We start from the raw sequence: 12,592 nt of genomic DNA, 5'->3' as shown, positions 1-12,592 counted from the left end.
AGTTCGAGACAATCATGACCCCACCGGCCAGTCAGGCCGCGTGACTGGAACTGTCACCTATCGGTGCAGCAGACCCCTGCCATGGCCAACAGCGGTGGCGGCACACTGGTCTTCGGCGTAACCGAAGCACAGAAGACAGCCACCGGACGCAAGGACACGGGCGAGCTGACTGAGGTCTACGAGCGCGGCCTGCGCAGCGCCGCCGTGACAGCGATCAGCCCGCCGGTCTTCGGGCTCGGGGTACTCCAACTCGGCGAACCGGGCAACCAGTGCGTAGTCGTCGTGATCCCACCCAGTGTCGACGGCCCGCACCTGATCTACAAGAAAGAGTACTTCGGTGCGCCCATCCGCAACGACGCAGACACCGTTTGGATGAAGGAGCGTCAGATCGAGACGATGTACCGAGCGCGCTTCGACGAGCGCCGGCGATCCACCGAGGTGCTCGACAAGCTCTACGCCGAGTCGGCCGCCATGCGCTCACCCGACAGCCCCGCCTGGATCGTGGCAGTAGCGCACCCGCGGCTGCCGTCGGCGCTCACGAACCGGCCAGATCAGACGGCAGCCAGGATGGCGTTCGAGGAGGCGAGCAAGAACGCACTCGTCTACGTCGGACGAGGCAGCCTGCACCCGATCGAGAACGTCGACCGGAACAACCCCCGCCCCGGGCTCCGCCGATGGACGGCTAGACCCATGATCGACGGCGAGAGCCAACGCTGGAAGGAAGCCTGGATCAGCATCCACGACAACGGCTCAGTGAGCCTCGCGGCAGCGGTCGGCGGTCACCGGCGTTCGAGCACCGAGTACAACGATGACCATGTCGTCGAGTCGCGAGACGTCGAGGTGGCGATCGCAGACTTTATGGGCCTGATCCGTGAGGCCAGCGACCGTCTGGGACTCGGTGAGTACGAGGTCAGGGTCCGGTTCGAGTGGAACAAGACCGAGCGGCTCCAGATCTGGACCACCGACGGGATGAACTTCTCGTACTCGGGCAGCACCGTTCCCCTCGCCCAGTACACGCCCATCGAGGTGACGGTACGAGCAGACGCGGAGTCGACAGACTTTTGCCAGCAGGTCTACGACCTGGCGCTTGACTGCTTGAACCAGGGTGGCATCGCCCACGTGCAGACACTGACCTACCCGGGTCTCCGCTCGTCACGGCTTTGATTTTGGGGGGCGGCCCAAAGGGGCTGGAACCCCTAACCATCTGATCTGTAGCGTCGCCGTCGCCGCTACGGGAGCGAGCCGACTACCGATCGGCGGCTACCGCACGCCCACCGACTCGCACCAGACCGGAATGATCAACCATTGGAGCCTTTCCAAGCTGATCTTGCAGCCCACGGGTGTTCAACCTTGACCCTCTGTTCGGGCGGGTTCCGAAACCACGAGTCAGTTTCAGGCGGAGCCGACAGTTCGGTTCGTTCTTCCGAGCGGGCTGCCATATACGGCCGGTCCAGCTCCATCGAGTACACCGTGCCCCTTACTGTCGGGTGGTGCAGCGATGGGATTCGCTCAATGAGCGGCAGCTTGACCTGCTTCGCCGGATCCACGGCGGCGATGACCTCAGCGGCCCGGACGGCGTGGGGTACCGCCGGTCGGCGCGTGCGCTGCAGGACCGGAACCTGGTGGCGGTGACACGCAAGGCAGGGGTGTGGAGGGCGTGCTCGACCGATGCCGGTCGCTTCTACCTTGAGCATGGTCACCATCCCGATCATCCCGACCACCGTGCTTCCCTCCCGCGGTCCGACGAGGCGCGGGCACCCGGCGGCATCGCCGGCGGCGCTTCGTTGGCGGACCTGCTGCGATCGGCTCGCGACCTGCTCGACCGCCTGCAGCGCGAGGGCGGCATGGTCCGTATCGGGAGTCCCGACAGTGGGACACGGGCCCGGTACCGCCGGATCATTCACGCGTTCAAGCAGCAGGGACTTGCGGGACACCTGGACCGACACCCCACGCGTACGTCTGGAACAACGCGTCGCGCAGATCATCCAAGAGTTCGAGGCTGGCGTCACCGCCGACGAACAGCAACGGCGGGCAGCCGAAGCCGCGCGGGAGAAGGCCGAGGCCGAGCACCGGCGGCGGCAGGAGGAAGCAGCGGCCGAGCGCAGACGGCAGGAGGAGGCCACCCTCGCCCAATGGCACGCCGCGATGGCCGACGCCCGCGTCCGGGCCACGGACAACATCCGCGCGGAAACCTTCCGCAACGCCTGGACCACCGCAGCTGACATCCGCGCGTTCTGTACCGCCCCTGAACAAGCGGCCGAGGGGCGGACCGGCGCCGGCGGGTATCTCGCCAGTTGGATCGCGTGGGGCAGGGCCGCCGCCGACCGGATCGACCCATGCGGCTTTGTCAACCAGACGATGAGTAGCACGGGCGGGGTTCAGCTAAGTGATGTCTCGTAACCGGGTGCAGGCGTTGCCCGTGATCGGCTTGCGGGTCAGCCGGCGAGGGCGATGTTGTGCAGGTAGGCGATGCCGGATGCGGTGGTGGTCAAGGTCCGGGCAGCGCGACGGTAGTCGCGAAAAATTTTGTAGGTCTTGAGTCTGGCCAGGCAGTGCTCGACTCGTGCCCGGATCTTGCGGTGCCCGGCGTTGTAGTCCTGCTTCCAGGCTGGCAGTTCCCTGCCGTCACGGGGTTTGCGGTACGGCATGATCACCTCGGGGTTGCCGCGGTAGCCGCCGTCGGCCATCACCGTCCTGCCGGCGAGTTGGTCGATGATGCCGCTGCTGCGGTACACGATCGTGTCGTTGCGGTTGCCGGGTTGCGGGTCGCCCAGGGCGATGACCAGGCGGGTGTTCGCATCGATCGCCACTTGCAGGTTCGTCGAGTACCGGTAGTTCTTACTCTGAGCTGCGAGCCGGTGATCCCGGGTCGGAATCAGGGTGCCGTCGACGATCGCGACCTGGTCCTTCGGGCGGCGGTGTACCGGCGCCAATGCCAGCAAAGGTCCGATCGTGTCGATGACCCGGTGCACCGCCGAGTGCGAGACGCCGAACAGCGGCCCGAGCTGGCGCATGGTCAGGTTCGTGCGCCAGTACACGGCCACCAGTAACACCCGATCTGACAGGTCAAGAGCCCAGGGCCGACCCGGACGCCCGTCGGCGACGGCATCGCCGCCACGTGCGGCGACCAAGCGCACCAAGCGGCGGAACTGCGCCGGGCGCAGTCCGGCGAACGGGTGGATCAACTCCGGGCGAGAGGCCGAAAACACCTGCATACATCGATGATCGCCCGCCGTCCGAGCTGGACTGTCGCCGGGTCCTGAGACGCCCCTTAAGCTGGCGGTGACGCCGCCGCCAATGAGGGCGGATGCGCAGAAGCGGCGTTTGATGAGCGGGGCGGTGTGATCCCAAAACGGGTGTGGCAGGAGCTACGACGGCAGCCTCGGTGGTTCCTCTGGGTAATGCTGGTATCGACGGGTTGCACCCTTGCGTCGATGTTGATGAGGGGCCCGAACCACGCGTTGGGTGGTCCGGTGTTGTACTTCGCCGTGCTGTGGGGGTCCGGTGCGATGCTCGTGTTATCGGTCGTCCTGATGCTGTTGCGGGGGCGGGACCGGCGCAGGTAACCGGTGGAGCGTGCACGGACGTCCGAAGCTGCTGGATGGACTTGTCGTCCGAGCGGACCGTCACCGGGTTACGAGACATCATTTAGGGTTGGGTTGAGCAGGGATAACTGCGAGGTCCGTGGTAATCGCTCGGAGTACGTCTGCCGTTTCCAGGTCGGGAGTGCCGACGCGGCCGACGGAATGACTGAAGGCTGTTAGCATTGCTTCGGCAAACGGGCTATCGAGCGTCGCGATTCGCCTCCACTCTTGCACCGCGTCAAAAGGGAGCGAATGAACCTGCTCAAAATCAACCAGGAGATCAGGAATGTCGAGGTAGCGTGGTAGATACCTGTAACGCTTTGTACCCCTCAGTGCGCCCGCCAGCTTTTCCTTTCTTATTTTGCCGGTTCGAAAATCGGCAACGACCGGTGAATCTGCAACAGTGTGCGCTCTAGCGAGGCGCACAGTAGACAGGTCGGATCGCAACCGGCCTCCGCCGCCTTCCACTGGGATTAGATCGCACGTCGGCGTAAGGACGAGCCAATACGTGTCCCCGTTCTCCAGCAGAAGGTCGCAGCAGGTCAAATGGTCGACCACCGGCGGGTATAAATAGACATGCGCGGCCGAAGCTTGGTCGACGCTCGTACCGAGCTTACCCTGCAACTTTGTGGAAAGCTCAGCGACTGCGTGCTCCTTCATCCAAGCGGCCAGCCGGTTCACGAGCACCAAGACAAGCTCCTCGTGGTCGCGTACCCCCATCTCATTCCAGTGCTGCGCGACAACGTCTCGCAGAAAGCTTCGGACTTCTCGATCCACTATCTGGCCTAGGAGCCGCGTCACGGTGGGGATCGCGGATGCAAGGGCCTCGCGTACTACGCGTATCTCATCTTGAGTCTCTCCCTTGAGCACCACACTGATAGCGGGAGGCTGCCCAAGATCGCTGACAATTGCTGGCACAGCGGTACGAAAAACAACGGGCACCCAGCGAACGCGGGCCACGCGCTCGTACAAGCGTCTGCCTCGCTCCTCGTCGTCTTGCCCGTGCAGATTCTTCAGTCGCACGTCCAACACGACCAAGTCGTAGGACTCTGTTTCGAGACGCTGCTCGGCTTCGTCGAAGCTATCCAGAACTTCGATTTGCAGAGTATCATCGAGGTCCTCGACGAGGATCAAGGCGAACTCTTCGGCGAGGTCCTTCTCGTCATCGACGATCAATATGCGTTCCCTTGGCACGTCAACCAACCCTCCGCCGAAGTGTGGCACGGAAGGTGGCGCCGCCCAAAGGCCGATCGGACAAAAGCTCCAACTCGCCACCGTAAAAATCTTGTGTGATTGATCCAGCAATGCTCAAGCCGAGTCCCATGCCCTCCGGCCTTGTCGTGAAGTAGGGGTCGAAGATTATGTCGCGGTTGGCCGCGTCGACGCCGGGCCCATTGTCGGCGACTACAATGGTCAGCGATCCGTCGCCCTGCCGGTCAGTGATGATCTGGATCATCCGTTCGCCGGGATCCCGAATGGTGGCCGCCCAGTAGGCGGCGTTTCGCACCAGGTTGACAACAACCTGGATGATGTCGGCCTCATCAACGGTAACCAATTGATCCGTCCCGTCGATGGTCGCAGTCACTCCCTGCTGGTTCAGCTCTCCTTCGATGAGTTCAAGCGCCTTGCGAATTACGGACTGAATCTGCACTTTCTTGGGTCGTCCGCGTTTGCGGCCGCTGAGCGGTTCAATGCTTCGGAACAGACGCGACAGCGCCTCTCGCTGCGTCTGCAGGCCAGATGTGACGGGCTCCAGCGCCTTCTGCAGATCGTCGTCACCAGCCTTCGACAGTCGATCAAGGCGCCGAAGGAGGTAGGAAATTCGAGCGAGAGCCGTGTTGCCCTCGTGCAGAATCACGTCGACGAGAGCCCCAAGGCTTGCCAGCCTAGAGAACCGAGACAGGACCTCCTGCACCCGGCGGACGCCTGCTCCGAGCTCTTCCTCCGCTTCGTCGAGCGCCAGGTTGACATCCGGATCATTCGCCAAGGGGCTGCGTGATACCGCTTGACGAACGCCGTCGAGGCTGAACGCGTCGAAGATGCCTCGCGATCGCCTTCGTTCGTCTTCCTCGGTCTCGCCAGTCCTACGCAAGCTGTATCGCCGCTGCTCGATGAGCGCGATCAGTGCAAGGAGGACCTGCCGTAGATCCTCGTACTGCGGGTTCTCTATCAGGCCGACCCGGTTGGCTTGGTCCCGTAGTTCAGGATTTTGCTCCGCGGTAGTGAACACGAAGCCTGACACCTGGTTCTGTGATAGACGCAGTGTGGGGTTGTTGACGCGACGCAGGTCAAGGTTAAGCCAGTCTGCCCCCTGATCACCGTAGGGCTGCACACGAAAGCCGTCCCGGTAGAGGGCGATGCCCGAGTTACTGCGAATTACTTGCCGCACCTGGCTGACGTTGCCTGTGCCGACCTGGAGGTTGATCAGCTCGCGCAGCGAGCTAGCTTCCAGGTCCCATGCTCGAATGTCGATCTGCAGCAGACCACACGAATTGGCTGCGGTTTTGGCTGGCCGTACAATGGTCTCGATTTGCTCAGGATCGCCGTCGCGGAGAGTCGTCTCGAAGCTCAAGTGAGCCGCGCCATCTTCCTCCACGACCCCGAAGAGTCGATAAGTTGGTGTCGACAGGACAGGAGCGGCTCCGACGAAGCCTGACCTGTCGGGCTGTCCGTCGATGTCGAGGTAGATGGCGAATTCGGGAACGGCCGGTACTTCGAGATCTGAGGGTAGCGGCGGCGGGAGGAGCCGGCTCAGGGCGGCTCGTAGACCGTCTAGTTCTTCATCGGTCCAGTCATGGCGGAGCTGCTGCAGTCGGAGGAGGGTGCCATGGTGCCTCCGGCCGCTTCCAAGGGTCGAAACAATGCTGGAGGTTACAGCATGGTCGGTTCTGAGTGATCTCTCTAATTGGTCCGCCTCCGCCTCGACACGGCTGAAAATTAGCTCGGCCTCGCCGTCCGGCCCAAAATAGCTAGGGGGACCGACTTCCCATGTAAGAGGAACTTGGTCAAGGTAGGCGTCATTCTCAGTGAAGCGGCCCCAATCGATTATGACGCGTATCTCGTTATCATCTGCGCGGCGGGTCACCAGTGTTGTGGTGTTCGCGATCCTCGCAGCGGCAAATCTACCCAGGCCCTTGGCGCCTAGTACCCGGCGATTGCCGCTTTCACTGAAGGTATTCTTCAGCCGGTGTGCGGTTGCGATCTCAAGCCAGGACCCGCCGACGGTGGCCTCGGACATGCCGTGTCCGTCATCCCAGACCTCGACGGAACCTAGGCCCCGTGACAATGGGCCCACGAATCGGATTACGACAATGGAAGCATCGGCATCGTAAGCGTTCTTAACCAGCTCGGTTAACGCGACCCGGTCGCTGGGAATCAAATCTTCACCGAGGTGCTGCATGAGACGGGCGCGGGGTCTTAGGAAGCCGTTGATAGCCACGAAATCTCCTCACGTGGTGCCGCTGCAGGCCTGCCGCAGCCTGGCATACTCGAGATCATATGTTTCCCGGATGATCCTGACCGCTGCCTGACGAGGCAATGCCGTGGCTTGCTGCTCGAGGTCGCCCGCGACGAGGTGTGGGCAGGATTACTTGGCATCGACGACCAGCGCGTACGGATTGGTCTTGTCCACCGTGACCCAGTGCATCAACTTGCCACCGGCCGGCACTGTGGTAGTTGGGGTGACCAAGTGGAACCCGATCGTTACTTTCTCGTCTTCGATGGCTTCGCCCTCACTACCGGAGAGGCTGCCCTTTTCGGCGGTTGGGTAGAGGATGATCGCTCCGGTGGAGTCGCCCCTGAGCGCGTCGGCTACGGGATCTGGGGCCGGCGTGTCCAAACCAGCAATCCTCATTGCTGCGTTCCGGTGCCGTTCCTCGCTGAACACTCGGAATGAGGCACTGGACGAGGTGCGTTGGCGTTCGAAGATGCTGAACGGTCCCTGCCCGGCGACGAGGCGTCGTGTGGTGGATCTAGTCTGCTGGGGCAGGAGCACGACCCACCGTGCGAGTTGGTCGTCGCTCAGGCGACGTAGCCAGGCGAGTTCGGGTTGGAAGGTGTCGTCAGCCAGCCACTTGAGGTTACCGAGCACGTCTAGAAGTGCTGTGTGACTGACGACTGCCACCCCCGCCTCGTAGGTGGTTTTGGCGCCCGGCACCGCGAATTCGACGGACCGGTGGGCCGCGGCAGCGAGCAGGGGTTTCCACTGATCGAGGTTGTGCTTCATCTTGCTCGCGACAGAGGGGAAGGCCACGGGTTCCATGGGCTGGCCGGGTGAGCTCTTTAGTACGAGCTTGGCGTTCCACATCTTGTTGCGGCCGGTCGGGCGCAGGTCCGGTCGGTGCTGGGCGATGAGAGGCGGGATCTGCCGCGGGGTGAGCTGCTTCGTCCCGTCGGCCGGGGCCGCATACTGGCGCAGTTCGCGTCGGAGGAAGTCCTCGTCGCGGCAGGCAGCTTCGAACATATCGTGCAGGTCCGACGTGGTGTAGAGGCGAACCAGGTCTCGATAGCCGGGTCGGAAGCCGAACCACCGGCCCATCTGCATGAGCGTGTCGACCTGTGTCGTGGCGCGTCGGTAGTAGGTCACGGTAAGCCCTTCCACGGTGAAGCCGCGGGCGAGCTTGTTTCCACCGACCAGGATGCGCCAGATCTCGCGCTTGTCGAAGTCGAGGCTTTCCTGCTGCCTCTCAAGGTCGGTGTCGCTGTTCACGACGATGACCGGGCTGCCGTTGCGGTCGGCAGGGCTGATGAGTCGGAGTGCCTCGCCGATGTCGTCGCGCAGGTCGTTGAAGTCGGCCGGAGTGAGCAGTTCAGGTGCCTGTGCGCGGGACACGGGCAGGATGTCGGTGAGGTACAGGTCGCGTAGCCGGGTCAAGCCGCTGGGCCGGTAGTAGCCGGCGGTGTTCCACAGGTGGCCGATCAGCTCGGCTGTCTGCCGGTGGGAGTCCTTGCCCATGGCCTCGTGGACGAGCATCGTGTGGTGCCGGTAGGTGGTTCCGTGTCGCTGGCGGTACAGCTTGACGGCGCCGGTGAGGACGAACATGTCCATTGCGCGGCGCAGTTCGCCGTCGTCGGGTTCGTCGCCGAGGTACCGCACGTGTGCCCGTTCCTTCGACGTCAGGAGAGGACGCTGCTCCAGGGGTAGTTCGGCGTCGAAGTCGTGGAAGTCCTCCGCGCCCATGTAGCCGTCGGGCCGCGGCAGGGAGATGAGGAAGTCGCGGGGGAAGATGTCCTCGACGTCGGACGGGTCGATGAACACGTTGGCGTAGGGGGTGGCGGTGTAGCCGACGTACTGGGCGCGGGGCATCATCCGCAGCAGCTGCCCGATGAGGCGGTTGATCGCGGTGCGCTTCTTGCTGTCCTCCTTCCACTTCTTCGGGCTGACGGTGTTCACCGACGCCTGGTCCGACTCGTCGTCGATGATGAGGACCGGTACCTCACCGAGGCGTTCGCTGATGCGGCCCAGGTCTGCTACCAGCGACTCGAGAACGGAGGCGTTCTTCTTGGCGACAACGAGACGAGCGTCGCTGGTGTGTAGGTTCGCCGGGTCGAAGAACTTCCGGTTGCGCTCTCGTCCCCTGAACTCGAGCGCGGAGAAGCCCATCTTGAGCCGCCGGTAGTCGCCGGCGTGGTTGCTCAGGCGATGGATGTCCGGGTACCCGGCGTCGGACGGCCGTCCGCCGTGGCGGACGAAGCGGTCGCGTTTCCAGTCCGGGTCGTCCTGGTACTCGTGGGCCTTCTGGTCGTGGGGGGAGATCTCCCGCTCGATGTTCTCCCGGCCGCAGAGTTCGATGTCGAGACGTCGCTGGGTCTGGGCGCGGAGCATGTTGGTGGTGCCGGTGAGCACGATGACGAGTCGGTAGCCAGCGTCGATGGCCTTGGCTACGACGCCGGTGAAGTTGGCGGTCTTGCCGCTCTGGACGTAACCGACCACGAGGCCCTTGGCCTGGTACGCCACAGGTCGGGTCGGGTCCGAGAGGCGGCGGACGACCTCCTCGGTGGCCTTGTCGAGGTCGGCAACGGCGTTGGGGTTGCGCCACTTGTTGAGCAGGTAGCGTTGGTAGTGGGCCCAGTAGAAGCTGCGTTCGGTGCGACGTTGGGGGGTGCGCCACTCCTCCCAGTCGTCGGCGATGACGATGGGACCGTCGGCGGCGGCGAAGGGAAACAACTCGGCGAACAGGGCCGCAGTCGCCTCGTCAACGCCGAGGGCGGCGACAAGCGCCGCTCGGCGTTCGACGGTGTTGTGGCTGGTGCCGCCGGTCCACGGGGCGCCGCTCTGCTCGTGGTCCCAGGCGGCGAGGGCGTGGGCGAATTGCTGGCGCAGGGCGTCCTCGGGGCCGGCGTCTCGGAGGTGGTTCAGGAGGGCGGACCCGTCGGCGAGGCCGGGGGCGTCGCCGCCCAGCATGGATGCCAGGGTGTGCAGCGGCTTTGGTCCGGGACGCTGCATGGCGTCGAGGGCGGCGCTGTAGGCGGTGGTGACGGTGTCGCTCATGGCAGTTCCCGCTGTCCCCTCGTGAGTGCGTCGGTGAGGATTTGCGGCGTCGGGTCACCGCTTCGTCCCGTCAGGTCAAGGCGGTAGCGGACGTCGGTCACCTGGGTGGCATCGACGCCGGCGTCGGCGAGGAGGCGGGGGGTGAGGCGGGGGAACGCCCGGTTCACGCGGAACGCCTCGGGTGGGGTTCGTAGACGCCACCGGCGCTGGCAGGTGGCCGAGTAGCGGTCTCGCCAGCCGGAGCCGCGGAGCAGGTCGTCGAACGCGACGCGGTGGGCGGTGGACGGCAGCTGGCCGCGGACACTCGTGACGAGGTCCGGTAACGTGCGGCCCGTACTGCCGGCGGCGGTGATCTGCAGGGACACCAGCCAGAGTTGCCGTTCGCCGGTCTCGACCAGCTGGGTCAGCGAGGAGATCCAGTGGGCGCGGCGTTCGGAGATGGTGGTCTTGACCTCGACGTCATGGTCGGGGAGCCCGAAGTCGTGCTCTTCGGCCTGTCCGCCGCGCCAGGATGCGAGGGCGGTGCCTGGCCCGACTGCCTGTGTGAGGCCGGCAAACAGGATCAGTTCCCCGACGAGCCCTGTCTCCTTCTCCTGCGAAAGGACGTCCTCAGTCTGTAGGAGGTGTCCGAGGCGGCGCAGGGTCTCGGTCAGTGCGGCGGTCAGTGTCTGTCGGTCGAGTTGGACGCGGTCGGCGACGGCGCACAGCAGCGGGTAGGCATCGACGAACAGCCGGGGATCGGTGACGGCGACCTCGATCATCCGCTGCCCGTCATGATGCACGGCGCGGACGGTGAGGTGTTCCAGTCCGGCTGGTGCAACCTCGTGGGAGGTTGCGGGTCCACGGAGTCCGACGCGGCTGGCGTGGGGGTCGACGAAGAGCAGCAGCCGTGGTGATCCGGGGATCGGATGGTCGATCGGGACGCTGCTTCGGAGGTAGCCGGCGAAGCTGTCAGCGCTGAGGTGGCGGTCGGCTGGCGCCGTCATGAGCGAGCCTCGAAGGTAGACCTCTCCGCCTTCGCTGCGGCGGTGAGGACTTCCTGCCAGAGGTCGATGTTGTCCTTGTCGCGTGCACCGAAGTGTGCGCCCTCGAAGACATTGCTGGCGAGCAGAAACAGTAGGGCCTTGAGGACTGGTGCGTCGTTGGCGCCGCCGCGTCGTCCGCCCAGCAGGGCCCGCCGGTATGCCTGGTTAAGCCACAGCGTGCTGGTTCCGCGGTCGAATTGGAGGAACGTGTCGGTGTTGAACCGCCTCCACTGGATGTTGAAGGGTTCAACGGGGAGGAGGGGCAGCTCGTTTCGGATCTCTCGGGACACCTTGGGGTGGAAGCCCTTGCCCGGAGGGAGCACAGCCTTGCGTCGCGCGGTGGTGCGTCGATTGGCGCTGACCCATGCCGTCTCAGCAGCCTGGAGGTAGTCGGTGATCGTGGTGCCGTCCTCGGCGCGTGCCCTGGCGACGGCTTGGGCGAAGCGGGGGCCGGCCGATACACGGGACTTCTCGGGGTTCATGGCGAACAGGCCTGCTTTGTCTCCGTCGATGTCGACGCAGACCCGGGCAAGCTGGAGCCGGGGATCGGGTGCGTGGATGCCCTCCCAACCGCCAGCGTGCAGGAGCCGTCCCCGGCGGTAGAAGTAGAGCCCCTGTCGCATCTCCGCCCCACCGGGCAGTCGGTACTCAGGCGAGTTGGAGCGGCGTGGCCAGATGTGGCAGCGCAGGAGCAAGTCCGTCTCCCCCGTCTGGACCTTCAGGTCCTTCGGCCAGCCGAGCAGCGTGTCCGGGTAGGCAAACGGGTCGAGGGGCGCGACCCGGTGACGGACGCCGACGCCAGCCGCCACCTCCTCGACGTCGATCACGATCTGGATGTTGCGGTGGGCGAGGATGCGGTGAAAGGTCAGGCCTAGGTGGCCCTGCAGGTGCGAGATGGTTCGGCTGAGGAACTCGTCGATCTGCTCAGGGTCGTCGGACGACGGCAGGCCGTTTACCTGGTCCCAACGGATGACGGTGCCCGACGCGCTTGTGGAGAGCATCCAGTTGCGGTCGAGTTCGGCGGCAGCGAACGCACCGGGGACGATCTCGCAGGTGAAGTCGCGCCTGCCGGACGCGAGTTGCCAGCGTCTCCCCACGGCCGGGCGTCCGGCGGCACGGGATAGCACGGTGAGGCTGGCAGCCTGGCTGAACGAGGCGGCTTTGAGACCGACGCCGAAGTGTCCGAGGTCGTCACCGGTGTAGGTGCGCTGACCACCGATGGTCATCGCGGCGTCGATACGGTCCGGCTCGATGCCGCGGCCGTTGTCAACAACATAGAGCCCGACCAGCTGGGTGCCGCGTTGGACGAAGCGGACCAGGACCTTTGTGGCACCGGCGTCGATGGAGTTGTCCACCAAGTCGGCGAGGGCGGTCTCCAGGGAGTGGTTGCGGCCCAAGGCGTCCATAGCCCGCGGGTCCGGCGGTAGCTGCACCGCTCCCTCGGTGGGGACCTCCTGAGACCAGAGGGACATCGACGCTCCAGTGGGTGGTAG

General features: G+C 64.7%; 8 protein-coding genes. 2 read left to right on the top strand and 6 right to left on the bottom strand.

Going from position 1 to position 12,592, the window contains the following annotated elements; all coding sequences use genetic code 11:
- Positions 1 to 63: 63 nt before the first annotated feature.
- Positions 64 to 1,164, top strand: coding sequence for an AlbA family DNA-binding domain-containing protein (locus tag AC5L34_RS10475; RefSeq protein WP_494824654.1), 1,101 nt, complete (start codon positions 64 to 66; stop codon positions 1,162 to 1,164).
- A gap of 759 nt (positions 1,165 to 1,923) precedes the next feature.
- Positions 1,924 to 2,400 (top strand): hypothetical protein, encoded by a 477-nt coding sequence (locus AC5L34_RS10470; protein WP_494824653.1) that lies wholly within the window; start codon positions 1,924 to 1,926, stop codon positions 2,398 to 2,400.
- Positions 2,401 to 2,435: 35 nt separating this feature from the next.
- On the opposite strand, the gene AC5L34_RS10465 is transcribed toward AC5L34_RS10470, so the two are convergent.
- The 6 genes from AC5L34_RS10465 to AC5L34_RS10440 all read right to left on the bottom strand — a co-directional run bounded on the left by AC5L34_RS10465 (position 2,436) and on the right by AC5L34_RS10440 (position 12,505).
- Positions 2,436 to 3,215, bottom strand: a complete 780-nt coding sequence (locus AC5L34_RS10465) for a transposase family protein (protein WP_494824651.1) — start codon at positions 3,213 to 3,215, stop codon at positions 2,436 to 2,438.
- A 429-nt stretch (positions 3,216 to 3,644) separates the two neighbouring features.
- Complete coding sequence (locus AC5L34_RS10460) at positions 3,645 to 4,760, bottom strand: response regulator (protein ID WP_494824649.1); 1,116 nt, start codon at positions 4,758 to 4,760, stop codon at positions 3,645 to 3,647.
- Between the two features lie 19 nt (positions 4,761 to 4,779).
- The gene (locus AC5L34_RS10455; protein WP_494824647.1) at positions 4,780 to 7,023 is read right to left on the bottom strand and encodes a sensor histidine kinase; all 2,244 of its coding nucleotides are present in this window, start codon (positions 7,021 to 7,023) and stop codon (positions 4,780 to 4,782) included.
- Positions 7,024 to 7,170: 147 nt separating this feature from the next.
- Positions 7,171 to 10,074 (bottom strand): Z1 domain-containing protein, encoded by a 2,904-nt coding sequence (locus AC5L34_RS10450; protein ID WP_494824645.1) that lies wholly within the window; start codon positions 10,072 to 10,074, stop codon positions 7,171 to 7,173.
- Positions 10,071 to 11,060, bottom strand: coding sequence for a PD-(D/E)XK motif protein (locus AC5L34_RS10445; RefSeq protein ID WP_494824643.1), 990 nt, complete (start codon positions 11,058 to 11,060; stop codon positions 10,071 to 10,073). Before AC5L34_RS10445 ends, AC5L34_RS10450 begins: the two co-directional genes overlap by 4 nt.
- On the bottom strand, positions 11,057 to 12,505 hold the full coding sequence (locus tag AC5L34_RS10440) for an ATP-binding protein (RefSeq protein WP_494824642.1): 1,449 nt from the start codon (positions 12,503 to 12,505) through the stop codon (positions 11,057 to 11,059). The genes AC5L34_RS10445 and AC5L34_RS10440 overlap by 4 nt, the downstream gene beginning before the upstream one ends.
- Positions 12,506 to 12,592 lie beyond the last annotated feature (87 nt).

It is taken from the genome of Micromonospora sp. ZG13, assembly GCF_059359355.1.
This window is presented reverse-complemented; position numbering and strand designations above follow the sequence as displayed.

Excerpts from the sequence above, each read along its gene's own strand:
- AC5L34_RS10465 (WP_494824651.1), bottom strand. The coding sequence starts at position 3,215 with ATGCAGGTGTTTTCGGCCTCTCGCCCGGAGTTGATCCACCCGTTCGCC.
- AC5L34_RS10450 (WP_494824645.1), bottom strand. The coding sequence starts at position 10,074 with ATGAGCGACACCGTCACCACCGCCTACAGCGCCGCCCTCGACGCCATG.
- AC5L34_RS10445 (WP_494824643.1), bottom strand. The coding sequence starts at position 11,060 with ATGACGGCGCCAGCCGACCGCCACCTCAGCGCTGACAGCTTCGCCGGC.
- AC5L34_RS10440 (WP_494824642.1), bottom strand. The coding sequence starts at position 12,505 with ATGGACGCCTTGGGCCGCAACCACTCCCTGGAGACCGCCCTCGCCGAC.